This window comes from Pseudomonas sp. GW821-FHT09C10, assembly GCF_059418085.1.
Window position 1 is genome coordinate 37836 of the sequence record NZ_JBWKPE010000010.1, and the last position, 18336, is coordinate 56171.

The 18336-nt window shown below is 62.6% G+C and carries 17 protein-coding genes; 8 read left to right on the forward strand and 9 right to left on the reverse strand.

Annotation, left to right across the window (positions count from 1 at the left end):
• Positions 1-70: 70 nt before the first annotated feature.
• Positions 71-1309, forward strand: coding sequence for an MFS transporter (locus AC07OT_RS19170; RefSeq protein ID WP_495108896.1), 1239 nt, complete (start codon positions 71-73; stop codon positions 1307-1309).
• A 124-nt stretch (positions 1310-1433) separates the two neighbouring features.
• Here AC07OT_RS19170 and AC07OT_RS19175 read toward each other — a convergent pair whose 3' ends face one another.
• The gene (locus AC07OT_RS19175) at positions 1434-1751 is read right to left on the reverse strand and encodes a hypothetical protein (RefSeq protein WP_495108897.1); all 318 of its coding nucleotides are present in this window, start codon (positions 1749-1751) and stop codon (positions 1434-1436) included.
• 5 nt (positions 1752-1756) lie between these two features.
• The gene (locus AC07OT_RS19180; RefSeq protein ID WP_253489814.1) at positions 1757-1918 is read right to left on the reverse strand and encodes a hypothetical protein; all 162 of its coding nucleotides are present in this window, start codon (positions 1916-1918) and stop codon (positions 1757-1759) included.
• Between the two features lie 309 nt (positions 1919-2227).
• Here AC07OT_RS19180 and AC07OT_RS19185 point away from each other — a divergent pair, with 309 nt between their 5' ends.
• Positions 2228-3814 carry an ABC-F family ATPase gene (locus AC07OT_RS19185; RefSeq protein WP_027607903.1) on the forward strand — a complete coding sequence of 529 codons (1587 nt, stop codon included), beginning with the start codon at positions 2228-2230 and terminating at the stop codon, positions 3812-3814.
• Between the two features lie 389 nt (positions 3815-4203).
• Positions 4204-5379 (forward strand): MFS transporter, encoded by a 1176-nt coding sequence (locus AC07OT_RS19190; protein WP_495102601.1) that lies wholly within the window; start codon positions 4204-4206, stop codon positions 5377-5379.
• Here the strand turns inward: AC07OT_RS19190 and AC07OT_RS19195 are convergent.
• Complete coding sequence (locus tag AC07OT_RS19195; RefSeq protein WP_141155075.1) at positions 5373-6410, reverse strand: alpha/beta hydrolase family protein; 1038 nt, start codon at positions 6408-6410, stop codon at positions 5373-5375. The genes AC07OT_RS19190 and AC07OT_RS19195 overlap by 7 nt on opposite strands.
• Before the next feature lie 240 nt (positions 6411-6650).
• Entirely contained in the window at positions 6651-7262 is a 612-nt protein-coding gene (locus AC07OT_RS19200; protein WP_027607906.1) for an FMN-dependent NADH-azoreductase, read from the reverse strand.
• A gap of 126 nt (positions 7263-7388) precedes the next feature.
• Here AC07OT_RS19200 and AC07OT_RS19205 point away from each other — a divergent pair, with 126 nt between their 5' ends.
• Together AC07OT_RS19205 and AC07OT_RS19210 are read left to right on the forward strand one after the other, a co-directional pair.
• Positions 7389-8297 carry a LysR substrate-binding domain-containing protein gene (locus AC07OT_RS19205; protein ID WP_065941322.1) on the forward strand — a complete coding sequence of 303 codons (909 nt, stop codon included), beginning with the start codon at positions 7389-7391 and terminating at the stop codon, positions 8295-8297.
• The gene (locus AC07OT_RS19210) at positions 8294-8656 is read left to right on the forward strand and encodes an MmcQ/YjbR family DNA-binding protein (RefSeq protein ID WP_027607908.1); all 363 of its coding nucleotides are present in this window, start codon (positions 8294-8296) and stop codon (positions 8654-8656) included. Before AC07OT_RS19205 ends, AC07OT_RS19210 begins: the two co-directional genes overlap by 4 nt.
• Here the strand turns inward: AC07OT_RS19210 and AC07OT_RS19215 are convergent.
• Together AC07OT_RS19215 and AC07OT_RS19220 are read right to left on the reverse strand one after the other, a co-directional pair.
• Positions 8639-9022, reverse strand: a complete 384-nt coding sequence (locus AC07OT_RS19215; protein WP_495108786.1) for a DUF1294 domain-containing protein — start codon at positions 9020-9022, stop codon at positions 8639-8641. The genes AC07OT_RS19210 and AC07OT_RS19215 overlap by 18 nt on opposite strands.
• A complete protein-coding gene (locus AC07OT_RS19220; RefSeq protein WP_495108787.1) occupies positions 9019-9849 on the reverse strand; it encodes an undecaprenyl-diphosphate phosphatase in 831 nt (276 codons plus the stop codon). The genes AC07OT_RS19215 and AC07OT_RS19220 overlap by 4 nt, the downstream gene beginning before the upstream one ends.
• A 229-nt stretch (positions 9850-10078) precedes the next feature.
• Here AC07OT_RS19220 and AC07OT_RS19225 point away from each other — a divergent pair, with 229 nt between their 5' ends.
• The 3 genes from AC07OT_RS19225 to AC07OT_RS19235 all read left to right on the forward strand — a co-directional run bounded on the left by AC07OT_RS19225 (position 10079) and on the right by AC07OT_RS19235 (position 12973).
• Entirely contained in the window at positions 10079-11713 is a 1635-nt protein-coding gene (locus AC07OT_RS19225; protein WP_495108788.1) for a methyl-accepting chemotaxis protein, read from the forward strand.
• A 178-nt stretch (positions 11714-11891) separates the two neighbouring features.
• Complete coding sequence (gene pnuC / locus AC07OT_RS19230) at positions 11892-12455, forward strand: nicotinamide riboside transporter PnuC (RefSeq protein WP_495108789.1); 564 nt, start codon at positions 11892-11894, stop codon at positions 12453-12455.
• Positions 12452-12973 carry an AAA family ATPase gene (locus AC07OT_RS19235; RefSeq protein ID WP_092489195.1) on the forward strand — a complete coding sequence of 174 codons (522 nt, stop codon included), beginning with the start codon at positions 12452-12454 and terminating at the stop codon, positions 12971-12973. The genes pnuC and AC07OT_RS19235 overlap by 4 nt, the downstream gene beginning before the upstream one ends.
• 91 nt (positions 12974-13064) lie before the next feature.
• On the opposite strand, the gene ggt is transcribed toward AC07OT_RS19235, so the two are convergent.
• From ggt to AC07OT_RS19250, 3 genes are all read right to left on the reverse strand, one after another.
• Positions 13065-14789: a gamma-glutamyltransferase gene (ggt, locus tag AC07OT_RS19240; protein ID WP_495108790.1), complete on the reverse strand. Its 1725-nt coding sequence runs from the start codon at positions 14787-14789 to the stop codon at positions 13065-13067.
• Between the two features lie 92 nt (positions 14790-14881).
• Positions 14882-17584 (reverse strand): cystathionine beta-lyase, encoded by a 2703-nt coding sequence (gene metC, locus AC07OT_RS19245; RefSeq protein ID WP_495108791.1) that lies wholly within the window; start codon positions 17582-17584, stop codon positions 14882-14884.
• A gap of 156 nt (positions 17585-17740) precedes the next feature.
• A complete protein-coding gene (locus AC07OT_RS19250; protein WP_092489207.1) occupies positions 17741-18334 on the reverse strand; it encodes a cysteine dioxygenase family protein in 594 nt (197 codons plus the stop codon).
• Between the last annotated feature and the right edge of the window lie 2 nt (positions 18335-18336).

An 18336-nucleotide genomic window follows, 5' to 3' on the forward strand; every position in this document is an offset into this window, starting at 1 on the left:
AATGAACTGCGCGCAGGTCACTAGCGCAATGAGTGTTCAGCCTTTGAACGCCCCCTGCGAAGTCCTGATCATGGCCACACACGCCGACCTGCGTAATACCCTGTCCCTGGACAGCCTGAATTTTTTCCTGGCGGATGTGCGCGACGGCCTCGGTCCATACCTGGCCATCTACTTGCTGGCGGTGCACAAGTGGGATCCGGCCAGTATCGGCGTAGTCATGACCCTGGCAGGTATCGCCGCGCTGATCACCCAGGGCCCGGCGGGTGCCCTGATCGACCGCACGCGCAGCAAACGCGCGGTGATTGCCGTTGCCGCCCTGCTGGTGACCGGCAGTTGCCTGCTGCTGCCCTTCGTCAGTTCATTCAGCCTGGTTGCCTTGACCCAGGCGGCCAGTGCCATCGCCGCATCGGTGTTCGCGCCGGCGATCTCCGCGATTTCCCTGGGCATTACCGGGCCACGTGCGTTCACCCGGCGCACCGGGCGCAACGAAACCTTCAACCATGCCGGCAACGCTGTGGCGGCGCTGTTGGCCGGTGGCCTGGCGTACCTGTTCGGACCCGTGGTGGTGTTCTACCTGATGGCCTTTATGGCGGTGGCCAGTGTCGTGGCGGTCAGTTGCGTCTCGGCCAAGGCGATCGACCATGAGGTAGCCCGGGGCTTCGACCCTGCCCACCACAGCGACCATGAGCAGCCGTCCGGCATTGCGGTCTTGCTGGCCAACCGGCCGTTATTGCTGTTTGCCGTCTGCTGCGCCCTCTTCCACCTGGCCAATGCGGCGATGCTGCCACTGGTCAGCCAGAAGCTCTCGCAGATCAACCTGCAGATGGCCACGCCATTGACCTCGGCCTGTATCGTCGCCGCACAATTGGTGATGGTGCCGATGGCCTGGCTGGTGGGCAGCAAGGCCGACGTGTGGGGGCGCAAGCCGCTGTTGCTGTTCGGCTTCATGATCCTGCCGCTGCGTGGCGTGCTCTATACCCTGTCCAGCGATCCCTACTGGCTGGTGGCCGTGCAGATGCTCGACGGTATCGGCGCAGGGATCTTCGGTGCGCTGTTCCCGGTGATCGTCAAGGACCTGACCCAGGGCACCGGGCGTTTCAACGTCAGCCTGGGGGCGCTGTCCACGGTATTTGGGCTGGGCGCGGCCTTGAGCAGCAGCCTGGCCGGTTTTGTGGTGCAGCAGGCCGGCTACAATGCGGCCTTCCTCACCCTGGCCGGGGTGGCGGGCGTCGCGTTGGCGCTGTTATGGCTGGCGATGCCGGAGACGCTGGCCAAACCCATCTTCGCGCCCCACGCCTCTGCTGCCTGATATGAGCGACGCCAGGAACTGTGCAGACGAAATCGGAGCGGGCGCCAAATTTCGCGCCCAAAAAAAGTCTCACCCACCTTCGGTGAGCTGACCCAGCGTTTGATTGCTGGGCCAGAAGCGCAAGTTAGAGCAGTACAGTGGACAGCATTCCCAAGGCTCCCAAGACGAACCCGATAAGCGCGCCTCGCCCTGGTGCTTCATGAAACAGCGACCAGACCACCAAGGGCTCAAGCAGCAACAACGAGGTGACGGAGACCACGGTGACGATCCAGATGTCACCGACAGCAACGTACCCCAGCCAATACGCACCCAACAGACAAAGCCCTGCAAAACACATCAGCGCAACGGGAAGTACGAACCCTTCCCATGAACCACTTCCTGTCTGGGCAAGCTTGGCGGTGACCACCTCACTGTAGATTGCACAAAACTCGCCGAGCACCATCAACCCTAGAGCAGAAACTCCGAGTAGTTCTTTGGACATATCAAAAACTCCTTCGTATTCAGCGCAATATTTTTCAGCTCCCAGCGGGCGATGCCGCAGCCCAGGAGTTCGTTGCAGTGATACGAAGCAGCCTTGAACAGGCCTGAATTACCGAAGTGCTTTTCCATGCGCATGTCCTTCACGGGTTGAGTCTCGGCGCCCAGATAGCGGGCTCGTTGCGATCATACGTTCCGCTATCCAGCCTGAACAACCCGCCAGTGTGGAGAAGCCCTGCACCACGCGACATTGAAGGCTCTTAACATCCGTCGTCGGCCGCCATACAACTGTCGCCTCACATATGCGACAATGCGCGCCAAATTCCAACACACATCCCCCATTTTTTGCTCAGCGACCGGGTTTCGCGCCTTGATGTCGCTGTTGATGCATGCCTGAAGGCTCCTGCCGCCACGCTCGCAACCCATTGATAGGTAAAGTAATTGATCTCCACAGCTAACATCACCATGCAGTTCGGCGCCAAGCCGCTCTTTGAGAACGTCTCGGTCAAGTTCGGCGCCGGCAACCGGTATGGTCTGATCGGTGCCAACGGTTGCGGCAAGTCGACCTTCATGAAAATCCTCGGCGGCGACCTCGATCCGTCCGGCGGCCAGGTCATGCTGGAGCCGAATGTGCGCCTGGGTAAGCTGCGCCAGGACCAGTTCGCCTACGAAGAATTCACCGTGCTCGACACCGTGATCATGGGCCACGAGGAGCTGTGGAAGGTCAAGGCCGAGCGCGACCGTATCTACTCGCTGCCGGAAATGAGCGAAGACGACGGCATGGCCGTGGCCGAGCTGGAAACCGAATTCGCCGAGATGGACGGCTACACCGCCGAATCCCGTGCCGGTGAACTGCTGCTGGGCCTGGGTATTCCCCTGGAACAGCATTTCGGCCCGATGAGCGAAGTCTCCCCCGGCTGGAAACTGCGTGTATTGCTGGCCCAGGCGCTGTTCTCGGACCCGGAAGTGCTGTTGCTCGACGAACCGACCAACCACCTGGACATCAACACCATCCGCTGGCTGGAAAACATCCTGACCCAGCGCTCCAGCCTGATGATCATCATCTCTCACGACCGTCACTTCCTGAACAGCGTGTGCACCCACATGGCTGACCTGGACTACGGCGAGCTGCGCCTGTTCCCGGGCAACTACGACGAGTACATGACCGTGGCGACCCAGTCCCGCGAGCAACTGCTGTCGGACAACGCCAAGAAGAAAGCGCAGATCTCCGAGCTGCAGTCCTTCGTCAGCCGCTTCTCGGCCAACGCCTCGAAAGCCAAGCAGGCCACTTCCCGCGCCAAGGCGATCGACAAGATCCAACTGGCCGAGGTCAAGCCTTCGAGCCGTGTGAGCCCGTTCATCCGTTTCGAACAGAACAAGAAGCTGCATCGCCAGGCGGTCATCGTCGAGCGCATGGCCAAAGGTTTCGACGGCAAGCCGCTGTTCAAGGACTTCAGCTTCCAGATCGAAGCCGGCGAGCGCGTGGCGATCATCGGCCCGAACGGTATTGGCAAGACCACCCTGCTGCGCACCCTGGTCAACGAACTGACCCCGGACGCCGGCAGCATCAAGTGGACCGACGCCGCAGAACTGGGCTACTACGCCCAGGACCACGCCCACGACTTCGAAGACGACGTCACACTGTTCGACTGGATGGGCCAGTGGACCCAAGGCGAGCAAATGATCCGTGGCACCCTGGGTCGCATGCTGTTCTCCAACGATGAAATCCAGAAGTCCGTAAAGGTGATCTCCGGTGGTGAGCAAGGCCGCATGCTGTTCGGCAAGCTGATCCTGCAGAAGCCGAACGTGCTGATCATGGACGAACCGACCAACCACTTGGACATGGAATCCATCGAGGCGCTGAACCTGGCACTGGAGAACTACCCGGGCACGCTGATCTTCGTCAGCCACGACCGTGAGTTCGTATCGTCCCTGGCCACCCGCATCATCGAGTTGAGCGCCAACGGCGTGATCGACTTCAGCGGCACCTACGACGACTACCTGCGCAGCCAGGGCGTGGTGTTCTAACCGTAGCGACCTGAAACCCTGGGGAACAGGCTCGTTGTGGTGAGCGGGCTTTTGTGGTGAGCAGGCTTGTTGTGGTGAGCGGGCTTGCCCCGCGCTGGGCTGCGCAGCGGCCCTGAAAACGAACACCGCGTTTTGCCTGGCAGAATGCGGTGTTTTTTTATTGGGGCTGCTGCGCAGCCCAGCGCGGGGCAAGCCCGCTCACCACAACAAGCCCACTCACCACAAAAGTCTGCTCACCCCAACAAGCCCACTCACCACAAAAGTCTGCTCACCACAACAAGCCCGCTCGCCACAGTAAGCCGGTTTCTCAGCCAAAGTAGTTAGCCTGCTTCCTTTTCCCCCAAGCCCTTGCCATGATGCATTCACCGCCCGCCCGCGAACGAGTGCTCATGTCCAACGCTGCCCCCTCCTCCCTGTCGATCACCCTGCAGATCGTCTCCATCGTGTTCTACACCTTCATCGCCTTTATCTGCATCGGCCTGCCGATTGCGGTAATCCCGGGCTACGTCCATGAGCAACTGGGCTTCAGCGCGGTGGTGGCCGGGATTACCATCGGCTCGCAGTACCTGGCAACTCTGCTCAGCCGCCCCATGGCCGGGCGCATGTCCGACAACGTCGGCACCAAGCGCGCGATTGTGCTGGGGCTTGCGGGCATCCTGATCAGCGGTGTGTTGACGTTCTTCGCCACCCTGGTGGACAACCTGCCCAGCCTGAGCCTGGGGATTCTGATCCTCGGCCGGCTGTTGCTGGGCGTGGCCCAGGGCCTGATCGGCGTGGGCACCATCAGTTGGTGCATGGGCCAGGTCGGGGCGGAGCACACGGCGCGGTCGATTTCGTGGAATGGCATTGCCTCCTACGGCGCCATCGCCATCGGCGCGCCGCTCGGGGTGGTGATGGTCGCCGAATATGGCTACACCAGCCTGGGTATCGCCCTGTCAGTATTGGCGGCGCTGGGCTTGGTGCTGATCCGCAATAAACCCTCGGTGCCGGTGGTGCGCGGCGAGCGCCTGCCGTTCTGGGCGGTGTTCGGGCGCATCGCACCCTTTGGTGCCAGCCTGTGCCTGGCGTCCATCGGCTACGGCACCCTAACCACCTTTATCACCCTGTATTACCTCAATCGCGGCTGGGCCGGCGCGGCGTACTGCCTCACGGTGTTTGGCGTGTGTTTTATCCTCTCGCGGCTGCTGTTCATCTCCGCGATCAGCCGGTTTGGCGGCTTCAGGGCGGCGATTGCCTGCATGATCATCGAGACCCTGGGCCTGACGCTGCTGTGGCTGGCACCGTCCACCGGCGTAGCCTTGATCGGTGCAGGGCTGACCGGCTTTGGCTTGTCGCTGGTGTACCCGGCGCTCGGCGTGGAGGCCATCAAGCAGGTGCCCAACAGTAGTCGCGGTGCGGGCCTGAGTGCCTATGCGGTGTTTTTCGACCTGGCCCTGGCGATTGCCGGGCCGTTGATGGGCGCCGTGGCGCTGAACCTGGGTTACAGCTGGATTTTCTTCTGCGCAGCGCTGTTATCGGTCACGGCGCTGGGCGTGACCTTGCTGCTCAAGCGCCGCGCTTACTGATCGGCGGTCTGCAAGCCGGCGCGGGTAGCCTGGCCGAGGGTGTGGCTGAAAAAACGCCCGGCCTCGGAGATCAGGTCGCGGTGGATACCTTCACGGTCGACGCCGTCGGCATCGGTGCAGATGGCCGGCATCGCGGCCAGTTGGTCGCTGTCGCACGGTGCCATGAACACGAAGTGCCCTGCCCCCGCCAGCAGCTTGAAGTCCGGTGGTTCCGGCAGTTTGCGTGCCAGGGCGGCGGCGTTCTTGTCGACCGCCACCAGCTTGTCGCCGTCGCCGCTGTAGAGCAGCACCGGCACATGCACGTCGGCCAGGGTGTGGCGGCCGAACATCAGGCTCAACGGCGCCATCAACATCAAGGCATGAATGCGCGGGTCGGATTGCGGTTGCAGGTCGTCACGGTCCACCACCAGTTCGCCCTTGGTGGTGCAGGCATCACGATCTTCGGGGCGTTCCTGGCAATAACGGCGCAGGCGGTCGAAGTCCGGCTTGGCTCCCGCCAGGATCAACGCGGTTTCGCCACCGGCCGAATAGCCGATAACACCCACCTGATCGACGTTGACGAACGGCGACAACATCGGGTCGGCCAGCGTCGCGGTGATCGCTTCGGAAATCTGGATCGGCCGGCCGTACAGGTTACTCACCGTGCCCAGGCGGCTGTGGTCCTTATAGTTATCGCCGGGATGCAACACCGCGACCACTACAAAGCCTTTGCGCGCCAGGGAGGTGGCCAGGTCATGCAGGGCCAGCGGCGTACCGGTGTTGCCATGGGACAGCATCAACATCGGGAAGCGGCCAATGGCGATCTTGGAATCTTCGCTGGCGGCGACGTGATAGGGACCCAGTTGCGTGCTGTGTTCAGCGTCGGTCGATGGGTAGAAGGCCACGGCTTTCATCGGCTGCTGGTCCAGCGGGTCGAGAAAGCTCATGCGGTGGAAGCCCACACTCCAATGGGGGTGCGGCGCGGGCGCGGCGTGCACTGAAATCAGGCCGCCGAGCAGGGAAAGAACCATAACAGCACAAAGACGCATCATGAGGATGTCCACCTTTGCTGCGTGACCACGTTCAACACCCGCGGCATGTCTATATGAAAAGTCCATGGTTCAAGGCACTCGCATCGGGTGATAAACCCATGCGTGCATAACCTGGGCCAAAGTAATGACAACGGGTAAACGAAAAAACTCCGTATTCCGGTCGTTTCAGGCGACAAGAATACAGAGTTTAGGCGCCCGGCTTCGGATTGAAACCGAGCAGAGGCGAAATTTACACAAGCCTTACGCAGCGGCGAACAATTGTTCGTTGATGAGCACGTTGGCGTCGCTCAGGGATTTGCTGCGCACTTCATCACCGTAGGCCAGGCCATGGGCGCGGACGAATTCGATGTCGGTAATGCCGAGGAAGCCCAGCATCACTTTGAGGTATTCCTCGTGAGCCACACCGGTTGCCTGGCCGACATGCATGCCGCCGGAGGTGGATACAATGATGACTTTCTTGTTACCGCACAGGCCTTCAGGGCCCGCTTCGGTGTAACGGAAGGTCTGACCGGCAACGGCGATGCGGTCGATCCAGGCTTTCAACTGGGTTGGAATGGTGAAGTTGTACATCGGCGCACCGATCACCACGGCGTCGGCGGCGAGGAATTCGGCCAGGCTGTTGGCACTCAGGTCGGCCTCGTGCTGTTGTGCCGCGTCACGCAATTCGGCGGCGGTGCCCAGGGCGCCCAGGGTCGCGCCGGAAAAGTGGTTGATGCCTTCGCTGGCGAGGTCACGGTAGGTCACTTCCACACCTGGCTCCGCCGCCTGCCAGGCCTTGACCACGCCAGCGCTGAGCTGCCGGGAAGCCGAGTTGTCGCCGAGGATGCTGGAATCGATGTGCAACAGTTTCATGGTGGATCTCCGAGTGTGGGATCGACAGTGGCGATCAGATGGAGGGGATGCTACGCATGAAACCAATAGTCGATAAGACGCCTGAAATGCGATAGTTTGTCCCACTGACAGGACAATAGGCTGACCATGCAAGACCTCAACGACCTCTACTATTTTGCCAAAGTCGTCGAAGCCGGCGGCTTCGCGGCGGCCGGACGGCTGTTGGGCATTCCCAAGTCGCGGCTGTCGCGGCGCATTGCCGAGCTGGAAGAGCGCCTCGGCGCGCGCCTGCTGCAACGCACCACGCGGCAACTGACCCTGACCGCCGTCGGCGAGCGCTACCTGCGCCACTGCCAGGCGATGCTACTGGAAGCGGAAATGGCCGACGAGGCCGTCGCCAGCATGTCCAGTGAACCGCGCGGGCGGCTGAGGGTGACGTGCCCGGTGGGCCTGGCGCAAAACATGATGCCGGATGTGGTCGCGGGTTTCCTGGCTGCCCACCCCCAGGTGCAGCTGGAGATGACCCTGGTCAACCGCCGTGTCGACCTGGTAGCCGAAGGCATCGATGTGGCGCTGCGCGTGCGCGAACTGGGCGATGAAGACCCGCTGCTGGTCACCAAGCGCCTGCGCCCCGCCCAGACGGCCCTGGTCGCCAGCCCGAACTTTTTGCACGGTCGGCACATCAACACCCTCGACGACCTCAAGCAACTGCCGATACTCGGCGCGCTGGAAGCTGACCGCATGGTGCACCAACGCATCCTCGATCCCGAAGGCAACCCCCACGACCTGGTGATGGAAGCGCGCCTGGGCGTCGATGACTTCAACGTACGCAAGGCCAGCGCCATCATGGGCCTGGGCTTTACCGTGCTGCCGATGATGTACTGCGAAGAAGAACTGGCCAGCGGCCGGCTCGTACAGTTGCTGCCGGAGTGGTCGTTGCCGGGCGGCTGGCTGCAGGCCGTCTACCCGCATCGCCGTGGCGTGCTGCCGGCGATTCGCGCCTGGATCGATTACCTGGAAGAAGGCTTCAAAAGCTGCGGAGACCGCCTGCTATGAAAATGACCGAAGCACAGGTCGCGACGTTCTGCCTGAGCCTGCCCGGCGCGCGGGAAGACTACAAATGGGGCGGCGTGCGGGTGTTCTCGATCGCCGGCAACAAGATGTTCGCCCTGCAGAATCTGCGCGGCGACTCGCTGGCGTTCAAGGTCGACAAGGAATTGTTCCTCGGCCATGTGGACCGTCCCGGCATCCACCCGGCGCCGTACCTGGCACGCGCGCAGTGGATCATCATGAACACGCCCTACCCGCTGGGCGCCGAGGAACTGCGTAGCCTGTTGCAGCGCTCCCACCAGTTGGTGGTGAGCAAACTGCCCAAGCGCACGCAGGTTGGGTTGCTGCTAGAGAACGGACAGTAGCGTGCCGCCGAGGAACAACTGGTCCAGCCAGAACACCTGGTGCAGCAACACGATCACCCAGAACAGCACCTGGTAAGACACCTTGCGCGTCTTGTGCCGGAACACCTGCTGGGCAATCAGCGCCCCCGGCCAGCCGCCCGCCAGTTCCACGGCGTGGAGAATGTTTTCCGGAGTGCGCCAACTGTCGGTGCGAGACTTGCGCTTGTCGCTCCAATACAGGAAAAACGCGATCACGCTGACCACCCCATAGGCCGCCAGCGGGATCACGGTTTCGCCGCGTTGCCACACCAGTACCGACCCCACCAGCGGCGCCGCGCACAGCAGCACAAAGATCGCCGCTTTCAAGCGCGGATGCTGAACCATCATGCCTTGGCCGCCGCCCAGTCGATCCAGCCGAATTGCCAGGTCGCCAGGATCAACAGGCCGAACGCAATGCGGTACCAGGCGAACGCCGCGTAGCTATGGCTGGCGATGAACTTGAGCAGGCCCTTGACCGCGATCATCGCGAAGATGAACGAGGTGACGAAGCCGATGGCGAACACCGGCAGGTCCGCCGGCTGGAACAGATCGCGGTATTTGTAGCCCGAGTACACCGCCGCACCGACCATGGTCGGCATGGCCAGGAAGAACGAAAACTCGGTGGCGGTCTTGCGCGACAGGCCGAACAGCAGGCCGCCGATGATGGTCGAGCCGGAGCGCGACGTACCTGGGATCATCGCCAGGCACTGGGCAAAACCGACCTTGAGTGCGTCTTTCCAGGTGATGTCATCGACGCTTTCGGCGTGCACTTCATGCGCGCGGCGTTCGGCCCACAGCATGACAATGCCGCCGATCACCAACGCGGCGGCCACGGTGATCGGGTTGAACAGGTAATGGTGAATCAGGTCGGCAAAGATCACCCCCAGCACCACGGCCGGCAGGAACGCGATCAGCAGGTTGACCGTGAAGCGCTGGGCATTGCGCTGGGTCGGCAAGCCGGTGACCACATCGAGGATCTTGCGCCGGAATTCCCAGACCACCGCGAGGATCGCACCCAGCTGGATGATGATGTTGAACGCCATGGCGCGTTCGCCGCCGAAGTCGAGCAAATCGGCGACGATAATCTGGTGGCCGGTGCTGGAGATCGGCAGGAACTCGGTAAGCCCCTCCACGACGCCAAGAATCAATGCCTGAATGGCGGTCCAAAAATCCATGCTTCCCCCAAAGGTCATGCGCGGTGGCATGCCTTATCAATCTTTTAATGGTTCACTGACGAGCGCACTCAAGTGCCCGGTGTTGACCATGGTCAATGCCGGCCTGCAAAAATTCTGTGAAAAATCAGGCAGTACTCAGGTTTTGCGATTTCAGGCCGAAAGCCTATCAGACAAGGCGTAAAAGTCGATGCGACGCCCACAATTATAAAAAGCCCGGAGTGACAGGACGATGAACAGTTTGCGCAATATGTCGATCAGCCGACGCCTCTGGATGATCCTGATCGTCGCCGTGCTGATGCTGATGGCCCTGGGTTTGCTGATGCTCAAGCAGATCCACGACGACCTGTACCAGGCCAAGCGCCAGCAGACCCAGCACGTGGTCCAGACCGCCAGCGGGATCCTGACGTTTTATCACAGCCTCGAAACCACCGGGGTTATGACCCGCGAAGCGGCGCAAAAACAAGCCCTGAGCGCAGTGCGCGGCTTGCGCTATGACCACGACGACTATTTCTGGATCAATGACCTCACCCCCGTGATGATCATGCACCCGGCCAACCCCAAGCTGGACGGCCAGAATCTCTCGGCCATCCGCGATCCCGACGGGTTTGCCGTGTTCAACGAGTTCGTGATCCTGGCCAAGGCCAAGGGTGCCGGCATCATCAACTACCGCTGGCCGAAGCCGGGTGCGGAGGCACCGGTGGCGAAAACCTCGTATATCCAGTTGTTCGAGCCGTGGGGCTGGATCATCGGCTCCGGCGTGTACGTCGACGATGTGCAGGCCGAGTTCAGCGGCCAGGTATGGAAAACCTCGTTAATCGGCCTGGGCATCGCGCTGGTGATGGCCCTGCTGGTCTCGCTGATTGCCCGCAGCATCGTGCGCCCCTTGCAGGATGCGGTGAACGCCATGGGCAATATCGCCAGCGGCGAAAGCGACCTGACCCGCAGCCTCGATACCCACGGCCGCGACGAAGTCACCCAACTGTCCCAGCACTTCAACAGTTTCACCGCCAAGCTGCGCCAGGTCGTCAGCCAGTTGCAGGTGTGCGCCAACGCCCTGGGGCAGTCCTCCACGGAACTGGGCAACAACGCGACCGAGGCCCATGACCGCAGCCAGCAACAGTCCCAGCAGATGGAACTGGTGGCCACCGCCATCAATGAGGTCACCTACGGCGTGCAGGACGTGGCCAAGAACGCTGAACACGCCGCCAGCGAAATGCGCGACGCCCAGGCCCAGGCCCAGCAAGGCCAGGTCAATATCGACGGCAGCCTGCAGCAGATCGACCAGCTCTCCACCACCATCAGCCAGGCCGTGGAAGTGATCCGCACCTTGTCCAGCGAAAGCACACAGATCGGTGGTGTGTTGGAAGTGATCCGCTCCATCGCCGACCAGACCAACCTGCTGGCCCTCAACGCCGCCATCGAAGCGGCACGCGCCGGGGAACAAGGCCGTGGTTTTGCCGTGGTGGCCGATGAAGTCCGCCTGCTGGCCCAGCGCACGCAAAAATCCACCGCCGAGATCCAGGCGATGATCGAGCGCCTGCAAGGTCACTCGGAAGCCGCGGTCAAGGTGATCAGCGACAGCCACAGCGCCTCGCAACTGACCATCGAACAAGCCGGCCAGGCGGGTGCCAGCCTCACTGCCATCGGCCAGGCGCTGCACAACCTCAACGGTTTGAATGCCTCGATTGCCAGCGCCACCCTGCAACAGGCCCATGTGGTGGAAGACATCAACCAGAACGTCACCCAGGCTGCGAGCCTGTCCCACAGCACCGCAATGGCGGCCGAGCAGTCCAACGTGGCCAGCGTGCATTTACGCGGGCTGAGCGAGCAGCTCGACGGCCTCTTGCGCCAGTTCAAGGTCTAACACTGCTCCAAATGTGGGAGGGGGCTTGCCCCCGATGGCGATACATCAGTCTGCATATGTGCAGCTGACCCTCCGCTATCGGGGGCAAGCCCCCTCCCACATTTGCCTTACTGTGTTTTGAAGATTGCTGGCCTCTGGTTACAATCCCCGCCCTCTCCCACTCTCCCAAGGAACCGCCATGTCCGGGCTTGAACTGTTCGCCGCCGCCCTGGGGGTGATCGCTGTCTGGCTGACGGTCAAGCAAAACCCCTGGTGCTGGCCCATCGGCCTGGTGATGGTGTTGTTGTACACCTGGGTGTTCTATGACGTGAAGCTCTATTCCGACATGCTGCTGCAAGTGGTCTACGCCGCCCTGCAAGTCTACGGCTGGTGGCAGTGGACCCGCGCCGGCGAGGTCAGGCAAGGGCGCCAGATCACCCGCCTGGGTTGGCCGGCAATCATGACCAGCATGACCATCGGTGCGGTCGGCAGCCTGCTGCTGGGCGCTGCGATGGCGCACTGGACCGATGCCGCCCAGCCCTGGCTCGACGCCGCCCTCACCGGTTTCAGCCTGGTGGCGCAACTGTGGATGGCGCAGAAACGCGTGCAATGCTGGCCGCTGTGGATTGCCGTGGACGTGATTTTTGTCGGGCTGTTCCTCTACAAAGGCTTGTACCTCACCGCTGCGCTCTATGCCCTGTTCACCGTGATCGCCGTGCAAGGCTGGCGTGAATGGCGCGCCGACCCGGCGTTACGCGCATGAAGGTGGTGGTCCTGGCCGGTCCCGAGTCCAGCGGTAAAAGCTGGCTGGCTGCCGAGCTGCACGCGCATTTCGGTGGGCTGATGGTCGGTGAGTACGTGCGGTATTTCATCGACCGGCACCAGCGCGACACCCACCTGGGGGATATCCCGGCCATCGCCCACGGCCAACTGGCCTGGGAAGATGCCGCCCGCGCCCGGCAGCCGCGCCTGCTGGTCCTCGACACGCACCTGCTGACCAACAGACTCTGGAGCCAGACCCTGTTCGGCGACTACCCAGCATGGCTCGACGACGAACTGCTGGCGCGGCATTACGACCTGCACCTGCTGCTGTCGCCGGATGATGTGGAATGGACCGCCGACGGCCAGCGCTGCCAACCGGAACTGGCCGACCGCCAGGCGTTTTTCCAGGACAGCCTGGCGTGGATGCAGGCGCATCGACAGGCGGTGGTGGTCATCAGGGGGAGTTGGGAGGAGCGCCGCACCGCCGCGTTTGCTGCGGTAGAACAGCTGTTGTGGTGAGCGGGCTTGCCCCGCGCTGGGTGGCGAAGCCGCCCCAATAAAAAACACCGCAGCCTGCCAGACAGGACGCGGTGTTTGGTTTTAGGGGTGGTTAGTAGCCCAGCGACAGGCCGGTATTACGCCGCGGGTCATTCGCGCCATAGAAGCGGTTGTTACCCACCGGCTTACCCTCCAGGGACGGCGCGCCCACCAGGATCGCCGCCAAGTGGTTGGCGTCCTGCGGCCCGGCAAACTTGTGGCCCCAGCTTTCCAGAATCTTCTGGGTGTCCGGGCTGACCGCGAAGGTCTCCAGGTTGGTGGTTTCCGGCATCCACTGCTGATGGAAACGCGGCGCGTCCACGGCTTCCTGGATGTTCATCTTGTAGTCGATGACATTCAGGATGGTCAGCAGGGTCGCGGTAATGATGCGGCTGCCACCTGGCGTACCGACGACCATCACGGCCTTGCCGTCCTTGGTCACGATGGTCGGACTCATCGACGACAGCGGCGCCTTGCCCGGTGCGATGGCGTTGGCTTCCCCCTGCACCAGGCCGTACATGTTCGGCACCCCGACCTTGACGGTGAAGTCGTCCATTTCATCGTTGAGGATCACCCCGGTCTTGCTCGCCATCACGCCCGCACCGAACCAGTCGTTAAGGGTGTACGTGACAGAGACCGCGTTGCCCCACTTGTCCACGATCGAGTAGTGCGTGGTGTTATTGCCTTCGTGCGGCGACACACCCGGCTTGATTGCCTGGGAATCCCCGGCCTTGTGCGGCTCGATGGCGTCTCGCAGCTTGGCCGCGTAGTTCTTGTCCAGCAGATGCTCGATCGGGTTCTTCACGAAATCCGGATCGCCCAGGTAGCTGTTACGGTCCACGTAGGCGTGGCGCATGGCTTCGATCTGGTAGTGCAGGCCCTGGGCCGAGTGATAGCCGAGGTCAGCCATCGGGTAGCCTTCGAGGATGTTCATGATCTGGCAGATCACCACGCCGCCCGAGCTTGGCGGCGGTGCCGAGACCACGTGGTAGCCACGGTAGTCGCACTCGATGGGTGCCAGTTCGCGGGTCTTGTACTTGTCCAAGTCGGCCTGGGTGATGATGCCCTTGCCGGCCTGGCTGGAATCCACCAGGGCCTTGGCGACCCACCCTTTATAGAAACCGTCGCTACCCTTGGCGGAGATTTCCTTGAGGGTCCTGGCCAGGTCTTTCTGCACCAGCTTCTGGCCGACCTGCAGCGGCTGGCCGTTTTGCAGGAAAATCCCGCGCATATCCTTGTCTTTTTCGAACTCGCCGGTGGCGGTGTGCAGCAGGTCGATATCGCCCTGCTCCAGGGCAAAGCCGTTTTCCGCCAGCTTGATCGCCGGGGCAATCACCTGGGCGCGCTTGAGGGTGCCGTACTTGCTCAGGGCCAGCTCCATGCCGGACACGGTGCCAGGCACGCCGACCGCCAGGTGTCCCTTGGCACTCAAGCCTTCGACCACATTGCCGGCCTTGTCCAGGTACATATCGGCGGTGGCCGCCAACGGGGCTTTTTCTCGGAAGTCGAGGAAGGTCTTGCGCCCATCCGCCAGTTGCACGGTCATGAACCCACCGCCGCCCAGGTTACCCGCCGCCGGGTACACCACCGCCAGCGCATAGCCGACCGCCACCGCCGCATCCACCGCGTTGCCGCCGGCCTTGAGTACATCCACGCCGACATGCGTGGCCAAATGCTGGGCGGTCACCACCATGCCATTTTCACCGGCCACCGGGGCCTGGGAAGCGGCCTGTACGCCGCTGACGGTCAACACCAGGGCGGTGGCAATTAAGGTGCGGCTGAAGGGTTGGTATTTCATCCATGGCTACTCTAGTTATTGAGATGCACCAAAATAGCCCGTCCCGAATTTAATCCCCAGCGCAATGGCGTTTTTATTACAGAACCTGTCGGTCACAGAACGGCACGTGCAAAGCCGCCTTGCAGATCCTCGATCAGCGCGGCCACATCTTCCAGACCGATATGCAGGCGCACCACCGGGTTCAACCCACGGTCGGCCGCACTGTCGCGGTCGCGGGTGTCGGCCACGATGACCAGGCTTTCATAGCCGCCCCACGAAGAGCCCAGGCCAAACAGCTGCAAGCCGTCGATAAACCGCTCGACGTAAGCGGCCTCGGCATTCACCAGTTCAAACGACACCAAGCCATTGCTGCCGGTGAAGTCCCGACGCCACAACTCATGCCCCGAATGCCCGGGCAAGGCCGGGTGGAACACGCGCTTGACCTGGGGTTGCGCCTGCAACCACAGGGCGATGTGCACGGCCTGGCGTTCGTGCACATCCAGGCGCGAGGCCAGGGTGCGGGCGCCGCGCAGGATCAGGTAGGCGTCGTCGGCACTCACCGCGTTGCCCAAGGTGTCGCTCATCCTGCCCAGCGTCGGCCAGGCCGCCTGGGTGGTGCACACACTGCCCATCATCACGTCGCTGTGGCCGCCGAGGTATTTGGTCAGGGCCATGATCGAAATATCCGCGCCCAACGCCAGCGGTCGGTACAGGTAGCCCGAGCCCCAGGTGTTGTCGACGGCGAGCAGGATGTCGCGTGGCTTGCACAACGCGGCAATCGCCGGCAGATCGCACAGCTCATACAACAGTGAGCCCGGTACTTCGGCGTAGACCAGCCGGGTATTGGCTTGCAGTTGCGCTTCCAGCCCCTTGCCATCGGGTGCGAAGTAGCTGACCTCGATGCCGAACGGCTGGAGGAACTCCCGTGCCAGCTTGCGCACCGGGGAGTACACCGCGTCGGTGATCAACACATGATCGCCGGGGCGCAGGTAGGCCAGGAACACCTGGGCTGCCGCCGCCAGGCCCGTGCCGTAGAGCCGTGTGCGAAAGCCGCCCTCCAGCTCGGTGACCAGGTCTTCCAACGCATGGGAGGTCGGGTTGCCACGCGCGCCGTAGGTCAGCACCCGCTCGCCGTCGCGGCGGGCACGGGCGTCGCGCATCTGCGCCAGGTTGTCGAACAGCACGGTGCTCAGGCGCGTGACGGGTACGTTGACGGCGCGGCCGCCATGACCTTTTTCGGTACGCGCGGCATGGATCAACCGCGTGCGCACCCGCGACACAGGTACCAGCGGCTTGAGGCTGGCGATTTCCGCTTCGCTCATTTGTGCGAGCAGGCCGATTTCCCAGGCCAGGTACTGGCGCGCGGCGTCCTTGTTGCCGCTGTGACGGTCGTGGGTGAAAAACAGGAAGTCGATGCACTCGGCGTCGGGCGGTGTCTGCGGATCTTGGTTGACCGGCAGGCCGGCCGAGACCCAGGCAGCGAAGCCACCGTCGAGCAACCGGGCCGACAGGCCTTCGGCGGCAAAGGCCGCCAATGCCGGGTCATCCGCCACCAGCACCAAGGGACGATGGTCGGTCTTGAGCCGCGCACGAATCGACCAGCGGGAACCGGCAATATGGCCCTTGCGGTAGGCCATGCTCGGGCGCAGGTCGATCAGGTTCACATCGCTCAATTCCAGCGCCAGGGCCTGGGCGCTGATCAGCGGCAACGGCTGATACGCCACTGGAGGCAACACCGGCAATACCAGGCCGCTGTCGATACCGCCGCTCAGCACATAGGCTTGGTGCCCGAGTTGACGCAGCCAACTGGCGACAATCGGCGCACGCACGCCATCGCTGTCCACCAGCACGATACGCGCCTGGCGCACGCCGATATACAGGTCGGTGGCCTGGATCAACTGCCCGCCCGGTGTATGTTGCGCGCCTGGCAACGAGCCAAGGGCAAACTCTTCAGCGGTGCGCACATCACACAGGAACAGGCTGCGTTGCGCGTCCTCGGCCCACAGCCGGACTTGATCCGCCGACACCTCGACCACCCCTGCCCGCCCCGCCAACTGCCGTGCCGCCAGACGTTGCGAGGCGAGGTCGCCCTTGACCTGATCGGCATAGCGCCGCGTACTGCCATGTTCCAGCTGGAAATCTTCCAGGTACCAGCCCTGGGTCCCGTTTTCCAAGGCATAGACAGGGTTTTTCAGGCCCAGGTTGATCAGGGTCTGGGCGCCGATAATGCTGCGGGTGCGTCCTGCACAGTTGATAACGATGGGCGTGCTTTCATCCGGCACCAGGTCCTGTACGCGGTAGCCCAGCTCACCGTTGGGGCAGCAGATGGAACCGGGGATGGTCATCTTGCGGTACTCCTCGAACGGTCGTCCGTCCAGCACCACCAGCGGCTCGCCGCGCGCCTGCCAATCCGCCAGCTGGCGTGCAGTGACATGGGGCGTGTGACTGGCCTCTTCCACTAACTCACCAAAGGCCTTGGACGGCACATGCACACCGGCAAACAGCTGCAACCCCGCCGCCTGCCAACCCTCGGCACCACCCTCCAGCACATGCACGCGGCGGTAGCCCAGCGCCTGCAAACGCGCTGCAACCAGCGCCGCCACCTCGCCGCCATCCTGGTCATAGATCACCAGCCGCACCTGCGGGTTGGGCGCCAAGCGGCGTACCTCCAGCTCCAGGCGGCTATAGGGCAGGTTCACCCCATGGAACAGGTGGGCTTCGCCGTATTGCCCGTGCTCGCGCACGTCGAACACGGCGATTTCCTGCCCGTCGAACAGCCATTGCTGCAGTTGACGTGGGGTGATGGTCTGGCTCATGGAAGTCCCAACAATTAAGAGAAAAGTGACTGCAACACCAACTGTGGAAGGGGGCTTGCCCCCGATGAGGGCGTGTCAGTTAATCCATCCGGTGACTGACACTCTGCCATCGGGGGCAAGCCCCCTCCCACATTTGATCCGGTTGACACCCCGCGATCAGTAAGCGCGAATAGACGGCGCCATCTGCGAGGCGTTGTAGTTGAGGATGCGGCCGTCCGCGTCCACGCCGTAGCGGCCATTGAGGGATTCCAGCGGCAAGCCATACAGGTGGAAATGCAACGTTGCCTGCTCACCTTCAACCTTGATGCCATGCAGGTCCTCACCGAGGAAAGAGATCGACGTGCCTGGCTGCACGATCACTTCTTTCTCCAGGCTCAGGGTGGTGAAGCCCGGCTCGCGACCTTCATCATTGCGTGCATAAACGTAGTTGATCTCCTGGCCTTCCACCGCGCTGATGATCGCCCAGGTCTCATGGTTGTGCGGCAGCGTGCTTTTGCCCGGCAACAGCGAGTTGAGGTACAGGGTCGGCGTATCGCCGTCGTCGTTCAGCCGATAGCGGAACGCGGTGCTGCCCTGCCCTGGCACAGGTGCGGGGAATGCCTCGAAGTTGAACAGGTCGCGGCGCTCGGCCAATTGCTCCAGCAGGCCGACGATGTCCACCAGGGCCGCGCGGTCTACGCCGCGCTGGTTGATGACGCGGATCTGCTGCAAAAACGCCTCGATCACGGCGGCACGGTTTGCGTTGCTCATCA